General features: G+C 37.6%; 10 protein-coding genes. 4 read left to right on the forward strand and 6 right to left on the reverse strand.

What is annotated here, in order from left to right; genetic code table 11:
• Nucleotides 1-24: 24 nt before the first annotated feature.
• Nucleotides 25-1,959, forward strand: coding sequence for a 30S ribosomal protein S1 (gene rpsA / locus ACFRAE_RS02110; protein WP_422795460.1), 1,935 nt, complete (start codon nt 25-27; stop codon nt 1,957-1,959).
• Between the two features lie 98 nt (nt 1,960-2,057).
• Complete coding sequence (locus tag ACFRAE_RS02115) at nt 2,058-2,885, forward strand: sulfurtransferase (RefSeq protein ID WP_422795461.1); 828 nt, start codon at nt 2,058-2,060, stop codon at nt 2,883-2,885.
• A 69-nt stretch (nt 2,886-2,954) separates the two neighbouring features.
• Here the strand turns inward: ACFRAE_RS02115 and ACFRAE_RS02120 are convergent, their stop codons facing one another.
• The 5 genes from ACFRAE_RS02120 to hutH are packed head-to-tail and all read right to left on the reverse strand — an operon-like array spanning nt 2,955 to nt 9,694.
• A complete protein-coding gene (locus tag ACFRAE_RS02120; protein WP_422795462.1) occupies nt 2,955-3,824 on the reverse strand; it encodes a pirin family protein in 870 nt (289 codons plus the stop codon).
• Between the two features lie 45 nt (nt 3,825-3,869).
• A complete protein-coding gene (gene hutG / locus ACFRAE_RS02125) occupies nt 3,870-4,844 on the reverse strand; it encodes a formimidoylglutamase (protein WP_422795463.1) in 975 nt (324 codons plus the stop codon).
• Nucleotide 4,845: 1 nt separating this feature from the next.
• Nucleotides 4,846-6,864, reverse strand: a complete 2,019-nt coding sequence (locus tag ACFRAE_RS02130) for a urocanate hydratase (protein ID WP_422795464.1) — start codon at nt 6,862-6,864, stop codon at nt 4,846-4,848.
• Nucleotides 6,864-8,123 carry an imidazolonepropionase gene (gene hutI / locus ACFRAE_RS02135; protein ID WP_422795465.1) on the reverse strand — a complete coding sequence of 420 codons (1,260 nt, stop codon included), beginning with the start codon at nt 8,121-8,123 and terminating at the stop codon, nt 6,864-6,866. Before hutI ends, ACFRAE_RS02130 begins: the two co-directional genes overlap by 1 nt.
• 2 nt (nt 8,124-8,125) lie before the next feature.
• The gene (gene hutH, locus ACFRAE_RS02140) at nt 8,126-9,694 is read right to left on the reverse strand and encodes a histidine ammonia-lyase (RefSeq protein ID WP_422795466.1); all 1,569 of its coding nucleotides are present in this window, start codon (nt 9,692-9,694) and stop codon (nt 8,126-8,128) included.
• Nucleotides 9,695-9,771: 77 nt separating this feature from the next.
• Here hutH and ACFRAE_RS02145 point away from each other — a divergent pair, with 77 nt between their 5' ends.
• Together ACFRAE_RS02145 and ACFRAE_RS02150 are read left to right on the forward strand one after the other, a co-directional pair.
• Nucleotides 9,772-10,674, forward strand: a complete 903-nt coding sequence (locus ACFRAE_RS02145; RefSeq protein WP_422795467.1) for a LysR substrate-binding domain-containing protein — start codon at nt 9,772-9,774, stop codon at nt 10,672-10,674.
• Between the two features lie 208 nt (nt 10,675-10,882).
• Nucleotides 10,883-13,114: a sodium-translocating pyrophosphatase gene (locus tag ACFRAE_RS02150; RefSeq protein WP_422795468.1), complete on the forward strand. Its 2,232-nt coding sequence runs from the start codon at nt 10,883-10,885 to the stop codon at nt 13,112-13,114.
• Between the two features lie 82 nt (nt 13,115-13,196).
• Here ACFRAE_RS02150 and ACFRAE_RS02155 read toward each other — a convergent pair whose 3' ends face one another.
• Nucleotides 13,197-19,163: an alpha-2-macroglobulin family protein gene (locus ACFRAE_RS02155; protein ID WP_422795469.1), complete on the reverse strand. Its 5,967-nt coding sequence runs from the start codon at nt 19,161-19,163 to the stop codon at nt 13,197-13,199.
• Between the last annotated feature and the right edge of the window lie 74 nt (nt 19,164-19,237).

Raw genomic sequence — 19,237 nt, forward strand, 5'->3', positions numbered from 1 at the left:
TAGGGAAAAGGAGATTATTAATTAATGGCAAAAAAACAAGAAGCAGAAAAAGAATTAGCGGCGAAAAACGCAGAGCTACAAGGTGCTGACACAAAAGTTGTGAAAGACACTGAAAAGATTGAGTCTGAGGCAGATTCAAATTTAATCGATCAGATTAAATCTAATACCTGGAGTACTCCAACAGGAGACTTCGACTGGGATCTTGATGAGAAGGCTTTCGGTAATTACAGCGAAACAGAACGTGCAAAGTTAGAAGAAGAATACGCTGGCACATTCAACCAAATCAATCAAGGCGAAATTATTGAAGGTATCGTGGTATCTATCAATAATAAAGATGTTGTTTTAAACATCGGTTTCAAATCAGACGGTCTTGTAGCATTATCTGAGTTCCGTGACTTACCTGACTTAAAAGTTGGTGATACGGTTGACGTATTCGTTGAGTCTCAAGAAGACTTAAACGGTCAATTGGTATTATCACGCAAACGTGCTAAAACACAAAAATCTTGGGAAGATATCAACAATGCATTAGAAAATGATGCAATCATTGATGGTTTCGTTAAATCACGTACTAAAGGTGGTTTAATCGTAGATATCAAAGGTGTTGAAGCATTCTTACCTGGTTCACAAATCGACATTAAGCCTATTCGTGATTACGATGTTTATGTAGGTAAAACAATGGAATTCAAAGTGGTAAAAATTAACCACGAATTCAAAAACGTTGTTGTATCACATAAAGTATTAATTGAAGACGATTTAGAAAACCAAAAATCTGAAATCGTTTCTAAATTAGAAAAAGGTCAAGTATTAGAAGGAACTGTTAAAAACATTACTGACTTCGGTGTGTTCATCGATTTAGGTGGTGTTGATGGTTTACTTCACATTACTGATATCTCTTGGGGTCGTATCGAGCATCCAAAAGAAGTATTAGCATTAGATCAAACGATCAATGTGGTAGTACTTGATTTTGATGATGAGAAAAAACGTATCGCATTAGGATTAAAACAATTATCTGAGCATCCTTGGGAATCTTTAGATAAAGGTTTAGAAATCGGTTCTAAAGTAAAAGGAAAAATCGTTACTGTAGCTGATTATGGTGCTTTCTTAGAAATCATCCCAGGTGTAGAAGGATTAATCCACGTTTCTGAAATGTCTTGGTCACAAAACTTACGTTCTCCACAAGAGTTCTTGAAAGTTAGTGATGAGATCGAAGCGGAAATCTTAACTTTAGATCGCGAAGAGCGTAAAATGAGTTTAGGTATTAAACAATTGACTCCAGATCCATGGAAAAACATTACTGAGCGTTACCCTATCGGTTCTAAACAATCAGCAATTGTTAAAAACATGACTAACTTCGGTGTATTCGTTGAGTTAGAAGATGGTATCGATGGTTTAATCCACATCTCTGATTTATCTTGGTCTAAGAAAGTTAACCACCCTAACGAATTCACTAAAGTAGGTGAGAAATTAGATGTTGTGGTATTAGAATTAGATGAAGATAACCGTAAACTTTCTTTAGGTCACAAACAATTAGAAGAAAACCCTTGGGATACTTTTGAGACAATCTTCACTGAAGGATCTGTTCACGAAGGTACAGTAATCAAAGTTGGTGACAAAGGAGATATCGTAGCTTTACAATATGGTGTTGAAGGATTCTGTCCAAACAAACACTCTGTAAAAGAAGATGGTTCTTCATTGAAAGTTGACGAAGTTGCTGAATTCAAAATCATTGAATTCAACAAAGAAAACAAACGTTTAGTGATTTCACACTCTCGTATTTGGGAAGATGCTAAAGCAGAAGCTCGTATCGAAGAGTTCAACGCTCGCAAGAAAGAAGCTAAAGCAGCTAACTCTGCAGTGAAGAAAGTGAAAGATTCTGTAGAGAAATCTACTTTAGGAGATCTTGACGTTCTTGCTCAATTAAAAGAGCAAATGGAAGATGATGAAAAAAAATCTAAATAATTAGATTTTCAAATATTCCTAAAGCCCCGATCGTTTTGATCGGGGCTTTTTTATTGTTGGAATAAATCCTTAGTTTTATGCTAAAAATGTATTAAACCATGAATACTTCCCCTATTATTTCAGTTTCAGAAGCTGCTGATCTTATTCAAAAGGGCGCTATACTGTTAGATGCTAGTATTGATAAAGTCAATGAAAAATTAGACAACAACCCTATCGAGCTCCTACCTAATTCGTATTTTTTTGATATCGAAGGTGCGCTCTCCGATCATAATACCGGTTTGCCCCACAGCATGGTCAATGAACAGGTTTTCACTGCAGTGATGCAGGAAATAGGTATTAATCAAGATTCAGTAGTTATTGTCTATGATCGATGGGGCCTGTATTCCAGTCCTCGGGCATGGTGGATGTTAACCTACATGGGGCTTGAAAAAGTATTTGTGCTACATGGAGGACTGCCTGCGTGGAAGGAAAGTGGTCGATCGATAGCACATGCGTATAGCAAAGCTTCAAAACCAGGGAATTTCACGGCAAAAGCTCAGCAAGCATGGCTAACAACAAAAGAAGCTATCGAGAAGCTTTTGGATTCGAATACCTCCCAAATCTTAGATGCCAGAAGTGAAGGTCGATTTGACGCTACAGCTGCAGAACCGAGAGCAGGATTACCCTCAGGTCATATTCCTGGATCAAAAAATCTTCCTTTCGATAAGCTCCTTCATGGCTATTATTTTAAAGATGACCTCGAATTGAAAAAATTGTTTGAGGATCGTATTCAACGCGATAAGCCAACCATATTTAGTTGTGGTTCTGGCATTACAGCTTCCATTTTAGCATTAGCTGCTTATCACCTAGGTCATAGGCAAATTTCAGTTTATGATGGTTCATGGACAGAATGGGCGTCAGATCCCAAGGCTAGGATAGAAAAATAGCATGCTAGTAATCTAATCCTGAACACGAGTTCATGGTATTCAGGATTAGTTAGCTATCGAAATGTAGGCTTACCCAGGCAAAGGCACATAGCCATCGTCATCTGGTACTGCTGGAAATTCATGATTCTTCCACTTCAGCTTAGCTTCCTCAATCGTTTCTTTACTCGTGGCTACAAAATTCCAATAGATGAATCGTTCTTCAGGAAAAGGTTCTCCTCCGAATAAATATACCGTTGATCCTCCTTTCAATGTGAATGAGCATAAATGAGCATCTAACGTGATTAGAATCTGCTTTGCGCCATAACTGATGTTATTCTGTACAACTTCCCCCTCTAAAATATACAATCCACTTTCCCCATACAATTCATTTGGGATGTCAATAAATGTATCTTCAGCAACCTTTATTTCGATCATATACAAGCGACTGTACACTGGCACTGGTGATTTTCGACCAAAAGCCTCCCCTGCTATCAGTTTATAGTGAACGCCTTGATCAGTCCAAGCAGGAATAGTGGCCGCTTCGATGTGGTGAAACTCAGGTTCCATAAACTCCAACTCTTTTGGTAATGCCACCCAGATTTGTAGTCCATGAAGGAACTTGTCTTTCGTTCTCAAATATTCAGGTGTACGTTCGGAATGCACGACCCCCTTCCCTGCGGTCATCCAATTTACCGAACCCGGTTGAATTTCTACCGCAGTCCCTAAGCTATCTCGATGAAAAATAGATCCATCGAAAAGATAAGTCAATGTAGATAAACCGATATGCGGATGAGGACCAACGTCTAAATTTTCATGATCTGCAAGGCAAGCTGGGCCCATATGATCAATAAAAACAAAAGGGCCAATCGATCTTTTTTGGCGAAATGGAAGTAATCTCCCCACCATAAAATTACCAATATTAGCCGCTGTTTCTTCTCTGATAAAATCGATATTTGACATATTATGTACTTCTTAGTGTGAACATTCTTTAAAGCTAACAAAAACTTAGCGTTTTTGAACAATCTGAAAAATGAGGTCTGCCGCTAATTTAGCGGTTCTATGATCGATATCAAATCGCGGATTATACTCGGCAATATCAACAGAAATCAAATTGGGCAATTGCAAAAGGGTGGAAAACAAACGATGAAAACTATGATCTGGTATGATCCCATTAAAAGAAATCGCACTCACTCCAGGGGCATGTGCTGCAGAAAATGCGTCTAAATCAATAGTCAAATAAATATGATCGACCGATTGCGCAAACGCTAAGATTTGATTGATCAAGGCAGGTAGCTTATCGGCATAAATATCTTCCCTTTTTATCATGGCCACTGATTTAGCGGCTGCATAATTAAAGAGTGCTTTGGTATTTGAAATATCCTGTATACCGATCGCTAAATAATGAAATTCCTCATTGTTTAAAGCTGCCTCCTCAGCTATTTGATAGAAACTTGTTCCTGAGTTTCCTTGCTGATGTTCTGTTTGCCGTATATCTAAATGGGCGTCTATATTTATGATTCCAATTTTTCCAGCTTTGGCATTACGAATACCTTTAAAATGTCCGTAGGTGATTTCATGCCCACCACCTAATACAATCGGAAATGCATGAACCTTAATCAGGTATTCCACACACTGGGATAGCATTCCTTGAGCTGCTTCCATCTCCTCCTCATGACAACTAATATTACCAATGTCCATAAGCCTTAATGTAGGAGAAAAATGAACTGGTAAGCCCGCTAGAACTCTCCTTAGATGATCTGGACCTGCTTTAGCTCCAGTTCTTCCTTGGTTTCTTCGAACTCCCTCATCGCAACAAAAACCTAAAAATACCGCAGCTCCTTGCATATCGGGATTTTTACGTATATCATGGACGCCGATGACTTGATGCCAACGTTGATAATCCGTTTCATCGCCATCTATTCGACCCTGCCATAGATTAATGTCTACTGGCTCGTAACAGGTTTCCTGATCTCGATGCATATTAAACTTGTTTAAATAAATCTTCTATAATTTGATCTTCTACAATCCTTGCTTGGGTAATTTTAAAATTAGGACTACGTTCAAGTTCCGTAGTCAAAGCTTCTTGCGCCTCCTTATTTCTAGCCCAAGCTCGTCTAGTAACCCCATTATTCACGTCAAAAAACAACATTTGCCGCAGTTTATCGGCACATGCTACACTGCCATCTAATAAGAGTCCGAAGCCACCGTTAATCACTTCTCCCCAACCTACGCCACCACCATTATGAATGGACACCCAAGTAGCTCCTCTAAAACTATCGCCAATGACGTTGTGAATGGCCATATCGGCAGTAAAGCGACTTCCATCATAAATATTACTGGTTTCACGATAAGGAGAATCTGTCCCACTTACATCGTGGTGATCTCTGCCTAAAACTACCGGTGCCTTGAGCAATCCATTTCGAATAGCATCATTAAATCCCTCAGCAATTTTCATTCTTCCAAGCGCATCTGCATACAATATCCGTGCTTGAGACCCAACGACTAGCTTATTTTTATCGGCCTCTTCAATCCAACGGATATTATCGGCCATTTGTTGTTTAATATGATCGGAAGAATTTTGATGTAGCTCCTGAAGGATTGTTAATGCTATCTGATCGGTAACCTTTAAATCTTCAGGATCTCCAGAAGTGCATACCCAACGAAATGGACCAAAGCCATAATCAAAACACATGGGGCCTAATATATCTTGAACATAAGATGAATACCTAAAATTGACTCCATCCTTTGCAAATATATCGGCATTTGCACGGCTGGCTTCTAACAAAAAGGCATTCCCATAATCAAAGAAATAGGTTCCTTTCGCCACATGTTTATTGATCGCTTCTACCTGCCTAATTAAACTTTGCTGTACAGCGATTTTAAACTGATCAGGATGATGAGCTAACATGCTATTTGCGTCTTCATACGATAGTCCAACCGGGTAATATCCGCCTGACCAAGGATTGTGCAAAGAAGTTTGGTCTGATCCTAAAGTAATATAAATTTGAGCATCATAAAAACCTTCCCAAACATCCACAATATTCCCAATGTAGGCGATAGAAATAACTTCCTTATGAATTACAGCAGTCTGTACACGGGTCACCAATTGGCTGAAATCCTCGATTAATTCATCTACCCAACCCTGTTCAAGTCTTTTACGTGCAGCGATAGGATTTACCTCCGCACAAACTGTAATACAACCTGCGATGTTACCAGCTTTTGGTTGCGCCCCACTCATACCTCCTAAACCAGAAGTCAGAAATACTTGACCTGCCATGGAATCTGACGAATTTAAGACCTTACGAAAGGCATTCATTACGGTGATAGTCGTGCCATGAACAATGCCCTGTGGACCAATATACATATAGGATCCAGCAGTCATTTGACCATATTGAGTAACTCCTAGCGCATTGTATTTCTCCCAATCGTCTGGCTTGGAATAATTGGGAATCATCATTCCATTGGTCACCACTACCCGAGGGGCCAACTCCGAAGATGGAAATAAACCCATAGGATGTCCACTATACATATGCAAGGTTTGTCTATCATCCATCATCGCTAAATACTGCATAGTCAAAAGATACTGGGCCCAGTTTTGAAAGACTGCACCATTTCCGCCGTAGGTAATCAATTCATGCGGATGCTGCGCAACTTTAGGATCTAAATTATTTTGTATCATCAACATAATTGCAGCTGCTTGCAGACTCGTGGTCGAATAAGCTGTAATGGGTCTAGCGTACATGTCGTAACTTGGTCTAAATCGGTACATGTAGATTCTTCCATAGGTTCGTAATTCCTCTAAAAATTCGATCGCCAATTCCTGATGCCAAGCTTCAGGAAAATATCGTAATGCATTACGAATAGCTAACTTTTCTTCTTCGAAATTCAATATGGATTTCCGCTTTGGAGCATGACTAACGGTTGGATCCAATGGCAACTTTTCGGGTAAATTTAGGGGTATACCTTGTTTTATGAGTTCTATAAACGTGATTTCTTTCATTAGCTTTTGGTTTTATTCGTATAGATTAATTGCCCATTCTTCCACACTTGTTCTGGTTGAAGACCACCTTGCAGGTACGTAATATTTTGATAATTAGCTGTTTTGTACAGCATAAAATCAGCGATTAAACCTACCTTGAGTTTGCCTCGATCTGCTAATCTTAAAGCCTTCGCAGCACGGTTAGTTAGTGCAGAAAGTACCTCCGCATTAGACAATTTCTCCATGCTGGCCAATATGCTTGCCCCTTCCATCAATCTACCCATTGGTGCAGATCCGGGATTCCAATCGGAGGCAATAGCTAAGCAGGCACCTGCGTCCAGTAATTGTCGAGCAGGAGTAAATGCACATCCCAATCCTAAAGATGCTGCTGGCAATGCGACAGCGACTACATCAGAATCGGCAATTCGATTTATTTCAGTCGTTTTAGAAGCTTCTAGATGGTCTGCTGATACCGCTTTTAATTCCACTGCTAAAGCAGAACCTGCATTGGTAAATTGATCGGCATGTATGCTAATATCAAATCCTAGATCCTTTGCCCGAAGCAAATACCCTTTGGCTTCTTCTGCAGTAAATGCAGATTCTTCGATAAATACATCCATACGATGGGTTAACTTTTCAGCGATTAAAACAGGAAATAGCTCCTCAGCAATTTCCTGTAAGTAAGCTTCTGCAGAACCGTCAAAATCTTTTGGTTTCATATGCGCCGCTAGGCAGGTACTAATTAAGTCTACTTCGCAGGCTTCATTGGCTTCTTTAATACTCCTCAAGATCTTTAATTCTTCCAGTATGGACAATCCATAGCCGCTTTTGACTTCTATGGTTGTAATGCCTTGCTTCATTAAATCTCTGGACCGCATGATGGTTAAATCGCGTAATTCAGCTTGATGACAGGCACGGGTATGTGCCACAGTGCTCCATATGCCACCCCCTGCAGCGGCAATCGCAAGGTAAGATTGTCCTGCATTGCGCATGGCAAAATCTTGGGCTCGATTTCCTCCAAATGCAATATGTGTATGACAATCAATATATCCGGGTAAAGCAACATAATCAGCTTCCAAAACGATCATTTGCGCCTGATTGGCCCATTTGTCCTGGAGCGCTTGGAAATGGCCTATATCGATTATTTTTCCATTTGAAATACAGATAGCAGCTGCATCAATAATTTCCAACTGAGCGTCTAGAATTGCTCCTTTTTCAGGAAGATGATCCATCGTCAACAGTTGTTTAAATGGACCTATCAGTTTGATTTGATTTTCCATAGCTAGTAGTTTTCAAAGGTAGATGCCTCGATAGGAACTAACAAGGTTGCTTGTTGCTGTTGGATTTGCTTCGCCGTTTCAATGATTTCCCCTGACTGTATAAGTCGCAAGGCCTCAGTCAGCATATTTTCCATGGCTTGATCTTCTTCGATATGCGGAATGGTTTTACGAATATGTTGGTGGATCGCTTCCATGATAGGTGTAGATTTTAACGGTTGATGATAGTCTTTAGCTTGAGCAGCACAAAGCAATTCAATACTCAAGATTTTATCAACATTGTCAATCACTTGAAGTAATTTTCTTCCAGCGATTGAACCCATACTAACATGGTCCTCTTGGCCTAAAGAAGTCGGGATACTATCTGCACTTGCCGGAAAACACAAGCCTTTATTTTCACTTGCAATCGCGGCTGTAGTGTATTGCAAAATCATAAACCCTGAATTCAAACCGGTACTCTTCATTAATAATTTAGGTACTCCATTGGTTTCGCCTGCCAAGGATAAATAAACTCTTCGGTCGGATATATTACCTATTTCAGAAACAGCAAGCGTGGCATAGTCCATAACCATAGCAATGGGTTGCCCATGAAATGAACCTCCACTGATCGTCAATTCATCGTTAATAATAATAGGATTATCCGTAACCGAATTAATTTCAATTGCTATGGTTTCTTTCAAGTGTAGCCAAGCATTTCTACTGGCTCCATGCACTTGTGGAATACAGCGTAAGGAATAAGGATCCAGTACACGTGAACAATTTTTATGCGATGCCAAAACATCAGATCCATCTAATAGCTGAAAGATATGAGAAGCTACATATCGATTTCCTTTAAAAGGCCTTAAATCATGTAACTCGGCAAAAAAGGGTTTTATAGATCCATTGAGGCCTTCAATCATCAAGGTAGCAATGAGGTCTGCATGATGCATTAAACGCTTCATTTCAGCCACCGCTTTAACTCCGTGAGCCGCCATAAATTGGGTGCCATTAATGAGTGCAAGACCCTCTTTTGGCCCCAAAGTAATGGGTTGTAAACCATGTTTGCTTAAACTGGTACTTGTAGAAACTATTTCTTGATCTTCCCATACCCTTCCTAAACCAATCAATGGAAGAAATAAATGGGAAAGTGGTGCTAAATCTCCGGATGCACCAACAGAACCTTGTTTGGGAACTATTGGAATAACATCCTGATCAATATGCCATAATATTCGTTCAATGGTACTCCATTGGATGCCTGAATACCCTTTAGCTAATGCATGCACCTTTAGGATGAGCATCAATTTACTCAACTCTTTACTAATAGGTTCTCCTAGACCAACTGCATGGCTTTTTAAAATGTTTTCTTGCAATTTCTTGCTGTCTTGTGCATCAATAAGGGTCGTACATAAAGGTCCAAAACCTGTATTAATCCCATAAACTACTTGCCCTGCATCGACAATGGCCTGCACATAGGTTGCACTTTGATGAATGCGGATTTTGGTTTCTTCGGTTAAAATTCCCTGAACATTGCCCGATGCAATATCCAATGCTAATGAACTAGTTAAATAGTCTTCGCCGTATCTAAATATTTTCATATTGTCGTATGTATTTATCAAAATTAGCGGGTATATTTGATTATAAATAATACCATCTTTATCAACAATTGATAACTATGAATTATCAAATAGAACTTAGACACCTTCAATATTTTGCGGTATTGGCGGAAGAATTGCATTTCAGGAAAGCAGCGGAACGCTTGTTTATTTCACAACCAGGCTTGTCTCGTCAGATCAAAGAATTGGAACAGTATTACCAGACAGCTTTATTAATCAGAGATAACCGGAATGTTAAATTGACGGATGCAGGTGTATTTTTGAAAAAAAATCTAGAACAGCTTTTTTTAGATTTAGCAATTATTAAAAATCAAATTGGAAAAATAGATTCGGGTTTGATCAAAACCCTCCAGCTTGGATTTATAGGTTCTGCTGTACAAGTCATATTGCCAGAACTATTGGTTACGCTTAAGAAAGAACAGCCACAGTTGGAAATATCCTTGAATGAACTACCGAACGAAAGACAATTGGAGATGCTCATGCGCAATGAGCTGGATTTTGGGTTTGTACGGACAAAGAATTGCCCTCAACCCCTAAAATCTATACCCATCATGACTGATCCATTCGCCTTAGTCGTTCCAAAAGGTTTCAGGAATAAACTAAACAAACCTGTAGACCTACGTGATTTTAAACAGGAGTCGTTTATTCTCTTTTCTAAAGATTATAGTAATTCTTATTATGAATTGGTGATGAGCATTTTTGAAGATCATGGATTTGAACCTCATGTATCCTTAAAAACAGTCAATGCATTAAGTATATTTAATCTGGTTAGTCAAGGCTTAGGCGTGGCTATCGTGCCGACATCCCTAAAAAAAGGTTATTATACACACGTAGATTTTATCGAATTGAACCATATACCGCAGCGAACTACCTTATACTTAATCTGGAATAGTGATAATCTAAATCCAGCAGTTCCCTTTGTCCTAAACACCATTAAAAAAATAAAATCAGCTACTCCATAAATGGAGTAGCCTAATCTTTTATAAAACACATCCAGTTACACAACCTACTTCCAGTCCCGAATAAGGGGTAATTTCTTTAAAAAAACCAGCTTAAAACCGCGCAATCCACCGATCTGCAAAATAAGCTAAGTCCTTAAAAATCTTCGCTCTAAACACACGTTATTGATAAAAAAATTAATAACTTTAGAAGTAACCAAATAAACTTTCTATGGAACAATTTATAATCTATTTACCGGCTTGCCTAGCGGTTTTAGGCTTACTTTTCATGCTTTCGAAAGCAAGTTGGGTGGCTAAACAAGATGCGGGGGACGGTCGTATGCATACGATCTCCAAAAGTATTCAAGATGGTGCATTAGCCTTTTTAAAGGCCGAGTATCGAATTTTATTTATTTTCGTAATCATTGCTTCAATCGCACTATTTGTAGTTTCTACGGTCGTGGAAACCACACATTGGATTATTGTTGTTGCCTTTGTGTTTGGTGCCTTTTTCTCCGCCTTGGCAGGCAATATCGGGATGCGCATAGCGACACGAGCAAATGTGCGAACAACACAAGCCGCAAGAACGAGCTTACCTCAAGCCTTAAAAGTTTCCTTTTCAGGTGGCACTGTGATGGGACTGGGGGTAGCTGGATTAGCCGTTTTAGGTTTAAGTATCTTTTTCCTATTATTTCTAAACATGTTCATCACCGATCAAGGTAATTTCAATTATGAAATGACCATAGTGCTGGAAGCATTAGCTGGCTTCTCTTTAGGTGCGGAATCCATAGCCTTATTTGCGCGTGTGGGTGGAGGTATTTATACGAAAGCGGCAGATGTGGGCGCGGATTTAGTCGGTAAGGTAGAGGCCGGAATTCCGGAAGATGATCCAAGAAATCCAGCAACAATTGCGGATAATGTAGGGGATAATGTGGGTGATGTTGCAGGCATGGGTGCTGATTTATTTGGCTCATACGTCGCAACGGTATTGGCATCTATGGTATTAGGGAATTACATTATAAAAGAAATGTCGGAATCTACTGGCACCGTGTACACTGATGCTTTCAACGGTATGGGACCTATCTTATTACCGATAGTGATTGCTGGTGTAGGGATATTAGCCTCCATCATAGGGACTTTCTTTGTTAAAATAAGCAATAACGACGCTAAAGAAGCGCAAGTTCAGAAAGCCTTAAATATGGGTAATTGGGTTTCTATCTTATTAACGGTACTGTCGTGTTTTTTCTTAATTCAATACATGCTTCCAGAGGTTATCCATATGAAATTTTTCGGTGAAGGATTTAAAGATATTCCTAGGATCAATATTTTTTATTCTACCATTGTGGGTTTAGCAGTGGGAGGTTTAATTTCTGCATTTACGGAATATTATACAGGATTAGGTAAAAAACCTGTACTTAATATTGTTCAAAACTCCTCGACAGGAGCAGCGACTAATATTATTGCTGGTTTAGCTACAGGGATGAAATCCACCTTTTCTTCGGTTTTATTATTTGCCTTTGCTATTTGGGGTTCGTATTCCTTAGCAGGGTTCTATGGTGTAGCCATAGCAGCTTCCGCGATGATGGCTACTACAGCCATGCAATTGGCTATAGATGCCTTTGGTCCTATTGCTGATAATGCTGGTGGTATTGCCGAAATGAGTGAGCTTCCAAAGGAGGTACGTCAACGCACGGATGTGCTGGATTCGGTTGGGAATACGACTGCCGCTGTAGGAAAAGGTTTTGCGATTGCTTCCGCAGCCTTGACTGCCCTCGCTTTATTTGCCGCCTATGTTACTTTTACGGGCATAGACGGCATCAATATTTTCAAGGCTGATGTATTAGCGGCTTTGTTTATAGGCGGGATGATTCCGGTGGTATTTTCTGCGCTTGCTATGCAATCGGTAGGTAAGGCTGCCATGGACATGGTGAATGAAGTACGTAGGCAATTCAAGGAAATTCCTGGTATTTTGGAAGGAACTGGAAAACCAGATTATGAAAAATGCGTGGATATTTCGACCAAAGCTGCATTGCGCGAAATGATGCTGCCGGGAGCAATGACCATCATTACTCCTATCATCGTAGGATTTGTTATGGGCGCAGAAGCTTTAGGCGCTTATATGGCGGGAGTTGCTGTATCCGGAGTGTTGTGGGCGATATTTCAAAACAATGCCGGTGGAGCATGGGATAACGCGAAAAAATCCTTCGAAGCAGGTGTTATGATCAATGGAGAAATGACCTATAAAGGTTCAGATGCCCATAAAGCGGCAGTGACTGGAGATACGGTAGGTGATCCATTCAAAGATACTTCAGGCCCTTCCATGAACATATTGATTAAATTAACTTGTTTGGTAGGTTTAGTCATTGCACCTATTCTTGGAGGTCATACAGTAAATCATGCAAAAAATAACAGTAAAGAAATCCTTAAGGAAAAAATAGTCGTGGTTGATCAATTAAAAAAGTAAATTATTAACCCGTAGCTATTCAAAAGAAAGGCTTCTGAATTACATTCAGAAGCCTTTCTTTTGAATAGGTATTTCTTACGTATTATTCTTCGATGGTTAACATGATGTTTTCAGACCGCGCATTCACTGTTGGATCATACATACAGGATATCGTCGTTATTCCTGAATTAAACACGCCTACATTATTTGTCTTCACGATATATTCATATTCGAATTTCCCTTTATTCATTACATCAAAGAAATAATTATTCGAGGCATCTTTCTGCGTGAAGTAATACCCTCTCCACCAGGATTGACCAGAGGCTACAAACTCAGGTTCAACACCCGCCGGCCTGTTATCTTTTAAGTGCACATACTGAATTGGGTTGTCATTGATCACCGTTATTTTCACTTTCACTTTCTCTCCTATTTTTGCCGTGTTTGTTTCCACCCAAACAGCATTTCGTTCCACTAAGAACACCTTACGAACAGATATGCTATTAGCACTACTTTTTATATCCTCTGCGGCAACAAAATATTGATGGTAGATTCCTCCATAAATTGTCCTAATATTATTGTTCTTAATAGCAATTAACTTATTTGAACTTAAATCCTCTTTCTTTAGTACTTTCTCCACTTGTCCTAAACTGGATTTATCCATCGGAACTTCTTTAGCATCTACCCATACATTAACGGTATTTTCCATTGCAAAATCTTCTGGATTATTCGCTAATAACAAAGCATATATGGCATCAACAGTCATCCAAGTACTATACCAGTAAGTAGATTCTTTCTTATAGAACAACCATTGTGTAATTTCATTTAACTGACTAGGGTCATTTAATTTATAAGCTTCTACCATGTAGGAATGTAAACTGACATTGTTATACCTCCTATCATTACTTTCCCAATACATCCCCTTATCTGCATCAAAGATCACTTCTTGGCTTAACCGATTCTTAATTTCATTGGATTGTTTGCTAGCACCAAATAGTTGATTGACAATCCATGCTTTCGCAGCTAAACCTGCAGGTTGCTCCGCAGTAAGAAAAGGTGCTGCAGCAATTCGTACTTTTAGTTTTTCGATATTTTTTTCTTCAAGAGGGAAGAATGCCGTCCAATATTTGCGTGCAAATAAATAATCCAATGCGACCTCTGCTGAAGCTTTTGCTGCATAGATCTCTTCATTTTGATCCAAATATTCACTTAATTTCTTCATAGCAGCATGCATTTCATTCCTAACAAGCGATTTGTCTAAGTACAGAACCTTTCCAACGATCTCCAAAATACGAATGGAAATGGAGATGTTTTCTTGACCGCCATCAAACCAGGTAAATCCTCCAGATTTCAATTGTTTTTTAAACATTTTCTTCTCTAAATCGGAGATTTCCTCATTGATATTGCTATTGAATAATGTCGCTAATTCTTTGATCTTCTGCTCATCGTTTTCAATTTCCCTTAACCATGGCATTTCATTCAGCTGCAGTTCACTAAGTGAGCTACCCTTCGATAATTTACTAGTAGATTCTTCTACATTCAATGACTTGAAGTATGTGGAGATCTTTGGATAAAACTTATCTATGTAACGAACCATTTGCAGTCCAAACCATTTACTGGTTAATTGCTCCGAACATTCATATGGATAATTTTTCAAGTAATCCAATGCTGAAATAATTTCTAAAATTGGATTGCTTTGAATTTGTATTTTAGCCTGCACATTATCCTTGGATGTGATTTCCAATTTATATTCTTTTTGCTGACTCGATTTTAATATTACTTTCTCTGAATCTGTAATAAAGATTTTATTGGAAAGTATAGGTACTTCTATTTGTTCGCCATCCGAAAACTCTTCATTCGCTGCAATAATTTTCACATGAACCATATGTTGATGTTCCGGAATTTTTATGCGCCATGAAACGATTGTATTATTCTCAGCAGCAACTTCAAATTCAGTTGTAACGCTAGTCAATTCAAATTTTGCATTGATATTTTGATTCGTTTCAGGATCCAATAGTTCAATTCTAGCGACGCCTTTCAACCCTTTTTCACTGAGGTTTTGAACCTGCGCTTTGATAACTATTTCATCTTTTTCCCTAAAATATCGAGGTAAGTTCGGTCTTACCATAAGCTGTTTTTGTGTTTGAGCGAAAAACATACCTGAACTCGCCTCTAAGTTCTTACCATGTGCAAATAATAACAATTTCCACTTCGTCAATGCCTCTGGGCTGTCAAACTGAAAGCTAACTTCTCCTTTTTCATTCGTATACAAGGTTGGATAGAAGAAAGCTGTTTCTTGCAGATTGGTTCTTGCTTGGACTTGATTTAAAAGGTCCGACTTCTTTTTCCCAGATTTGGTAATAATCAATATGACACCATTAGTTCCTCTAGAACCATAGATCGAAGTTGATTTTTCATCTTTTAAGATCGAAAAACTTTCGATATCCTCTGGATTTATTGACTGCATATCACCTTCAAAAATCTCACCATCTAACACGATTAAAGGCTTCTGATTAGAACCAAAGTCGTTATTACCTCGAATAAAAAAATTGTTACCGGGACTGCCTGCTGATTGATTTACTGCAAGACCAGATACCCTACCTTCTACTGCACCGACTACAGACTCTTTTTTCAACGATCCATATCCGACTACAACCACCTCATCCAATGAATTTTCACTGTCAAATTGAACGTTTCTTCCAATTTTTCCGACAGAATAGTTCATAAATTTATGGATATACCACAGATTGAAATTATTGATTTGAATGATTTCATTTCCTCTTGATAATATATTTAAATCTTGATTAAAAATGTCGTATGAGGTTTTAAGATCATAAAATTCATTGGTTATATGATAGAAATTAGCATAACTAAAATTAGGATACTTTCTCATAAATTGAGAGGGGAATGAATGGTTCCTAAAGTCGTCTAATGAACTATCGTACATTGTTGCTAGAACTTCGGTAGCTATTACTGTATCCTTTTGAAGTACTGTAAAACTCCAAGTTTCCTTTTGACCAGGAGTAATTTTATCTCGAAAAGTTGTTTTAGTAATATGAAGATTTTTATCAAAACGGAAAATAGGAACATAAATATTGACATTTGACAACTTGTTTTCTACTAAGAAAATAGACTGAAAGGATAAATTTAGATCCGTTTCCTCCTTACTTAATTTGAATTGATGGGTTATTTTACCCTCCTTCCATGGATGTAAACTCAGTTCTTTTTTACCATTACCCGTTAATTTATATAAATACAAAACCTGTGCTGCCTTGGCATCCGTCTGAAAAGTCAAAGTAACTATATCCCCTTCGTCATAAAATTCTTTATCAAAATGATACGTGAAAAAGGTACTGCTGTCAGATTTTTTTGTTATTGGATCTAAAATTGAAATATCTCGGACTGTACGAATTGTATCCTCTCCTTGCATCGTGTAAGCCTCCAAGTAATATTTCCCTGAAGTAAATAGATTGGAATCAAGCCGCAAAACACTCGTATCTCTGGTGTCAAAATTATACGATTTAATGAACTCTTTTTTATTACTATCTAAAATCAGTTCATCGAAAATCGTAGGGAAGTATTTTTTATAATCGGCAGTGCTTAACAAATGATACCCTGTGTTGGCAAAAAATAATCGTTCCTCATTGGTGATTACAGCGTCAGTGCTTTTGTATTTATACACATCAACTTTTCCTGAAAATTGAAAAGGTTGACCATTCTTATTCGTGGTATTAATCTTCACTGATTTCCAATTTGGATATTCTAACTGATTTGGGGTTTCAATAGATATCATCCAAGGTTTAGAACTGTAAGTATAATTCATCCTGGTAGATTGTAACTCACCAGTTTGATTAACCACATCGGCAACCAATTGAATAGTGAATTCCTTAAAATCTTTGAATATCGTATCCATCAATGGAATGCGTATTACAAATCGTCCAGACTCATCGGTAAACACAGTACTATCTGCATATAATTGATTTCTATACCATGGTTGAATACCGTTGATATGAACTTTATAGCGCACCTCTCCATTAATCACTTTAGCACCTGATAACATTTCAGCGGAACCAATAAACTTCGCGGTATCCTTCTTCGTATAAGTCTCTTTATTGATCTCAAATTGAACCTTATAAGTTGGTCGTTTATATTCTTCAACCTGGAAACTTTGATTTCCTAAATCATCTTCCTTATCTTTTATTACGATTCGAAACCATCCATTCAAACCTATTTTAGGAATAAAAAAGCTACTATCAGCTGACCCAAAAGCATTGCTCTTTATTTCAATAGTATCTACAGCCTTTCTATTGGCATCTAATAGAATCGCTTTAAATTTTTTATTGGCCAGTACCGCGCCTTTTGTATAATGATTATTATATAGGATAGTTTTAAAAAAAACTTGCTGTCCTGGTCTATAAATGGCACGGTCAGTTAATACGGTAGCAACAAGATAATCGTTGTTGTCAATGTGATTTTTATTTGAAAAATCATCTGAAATATGGTTCAGTTCAAATAAATCTATTAATTGTTTTTCATCTTCGAGGTATAACAAATAATCATCTAATGCTGAATGATCTTTAGCATCTTTTGATTTAAATTCAAAGATACCTTGCTGATTTGTTGTTAATTTAATAATTTTTTTTAGTGGTTCATCTTTGTACAATTCATATAACTTCACATGTTTATTTGCATATGGTTTACCGGTTTTCCTGTTAATTAACAATGCATTGAAAATTTGAATGTTCTTTGATTCTTTTTCCAAGCTGCTTGATATAAAAATATCGGATGAATAAATTTCACTTTTTGAGACTTCTTGGTATAAACCATCATCTATAAAATCTTTATTATTAGAAATATGTACAGTGTAATGGCCATATGGTAATGGATTCAATTTATAAATGGTTTCATGCAGCAATTCATCATCGAAATGTTTTAATTTTAGTATTTCTTCATAAACGACTTCTGCTGCCAAAGTAACACGATGACTTAAAGAATCATACTTTGTTACAATTTTCTTCGGATTTTTGAGTGTTTGTTTCGTGTTGAAAACCCTAATATATATTGAATCAACATTTTTAACAGAAATTTTAATTGGAATGTATTGATCAGCAGGATGAAAATTTTTATGAGAATGAGATAATTGAACTTTTTTGATTTGCTTATACAAATTTTCCAAATTAATTAACCAAGGTGAATTAGGGTAATTTTCACGTCCTTCATCAATTAAATTAAGGATCTCTGAGGCCTTAGAAATAAATCTTTTGGCCGTTGCTAGCTCATACAATAAAAATACATTATAATCACTTTTATAAGAATCAATCTGCTTCCTGATAGCTTCAAACCATAGTAGATTATTTGATTTTAAATCTATCAAGCGTTGAGATCGAAGAAAAGATTCCGCATCAGGAAAGTTCCTACTTTCATTGATTGTTGATAAACTTGCGCTAATTGAATCAATTTTAGGTTGATTTTGCTCAATCGTCGAAGTCCCTAAGAAATTAATATAGTTATAGCCTACATAATGGAATAATGTAGGGGTTAAAATCCTGTTTGTACTATCCTCAAATAATTCTAACCAATCTTTTGTCTGTTCATTTTCCAATAAGGTTTTCTCTTGAATTGACAATTGAAATAAAGAATCAATAATTCGCGTTTTACCCTTGTTGTTTTCCTTAATAAAAAAATGATCACTTTTACTCGCATTTCGATAGTTATTAGCCAGTAGGTAACTTGCAAAAAGGTTATAATACAAGGCTTTTGTAACGCCCTTAGCGTTCCCTATTTCTTGCTCAAAACTTTCAACTACCTTTTCAAAAGATAAGGCATCTCCGTTATTAATTTTGAAAGTATGGAATAACGCAAGCGTCGCTTTGATATGAGTAGCCTCATCCTTTTCTTGCTTAGCTTGCGCTTTGATATCTTGTAAGATAGGCATCGTTTCTGCATAGTTCTTTATGCTAATTAAACGTTCAACTTCTAACCATCGTTTTATTTGTGTAGAATCCGTTTTATTAGTCTGCCCCATGATTAAAATAGGAAGCATGAAAACAAAAATCCAAAAGACTTTTTTCATAATTTAAATGTTAGTTTGATAGAACAATTTGATACATGTTCCTTATGGATGCAGAAAATAACGGGATTCCACAA

This window comes from Sphingobacterium sp. HJSM2_6 (genome assembly GCF_049316305.1).
Taxonomy (GTDB): Bacteria; Bacteroidota; Bacteroidia; order Sphingobacteriales; family Sphingobacteriaceae; genus Sphingobacterium.

Excerpts from the sequence above, each read along its gene's own strand:
- ACFRAE_RS02130 (WP_422795464.1), bottom strand. The coding sequence starts at position 6,864 with ATGAAAGAAATCACGTTTATAGAACTCATAAAACAAGGTATACCCCTA.
- rpsA (WP_422795460.1), top strand. The coding sequence starts at position 25 with ATGGCAAAAAAACAAGAAGCAGAAAAAGAATTAGCGGCGAAAAACGCA.
- hutG (WP_422795463.1), bottom strand. The coding sequence starts at position 4,844 with ATGCATCGAGATCAGGAAACCTGTTACGAGCCAGTAGACATTAATCTA.
- ACFRAE_RS02155 (WP_422795469.1), bottom strand. The coding sequence starts at position 19,163 with ATGAAAAAAGTCTTTTGGATTTTTGTTTTCATGCTTCCTATTTTAATC.
- hutH (WP_422795466.1), bottom strand. The coding sequence starts at position 9,694 with ATGAAAATATTTAGATACGGCGAAGACTATTTAACTAGTTCATTAGCA.
- hutI (WP_422795465.1), bottom strand. The coding sequence starts at position 8,123 with ATGGAAAATCAAATCAAACTGATAGGTCCATTTAAACAACTGTTGACG.
- ACFRAE_RS02115 (WP_422795461.1), top strand. The coding sequence starts at position 2,058 with ATGAATACTTCCCCTATTATTTCAGTTTCAGAAGCTGCTGATCTTATT.
- ACFRAE_RS02120 (WP_422795462.1), bottom strand. The coding sequence starts at position 3,824 with ATGTCAAATATCGATTTTATCAGAGAAGAAACAGCGGCTAATATTGGT.
- ACFRAE_RS02150 (WP_422795468.1), top strand. The coding sequence starts at position 10,883 with ATGGAACAATTTATAATCTATTTACCGGCTTGCCTAGCGGTTTTAGGC.
- ACFRAE_RS02145 (WP_422795467.1), top strand. The coding sequence starts at position 9,772 with ATGAATTATCAAATAGAACTTAGACACCTTCAATATTTTGCGGTATTG.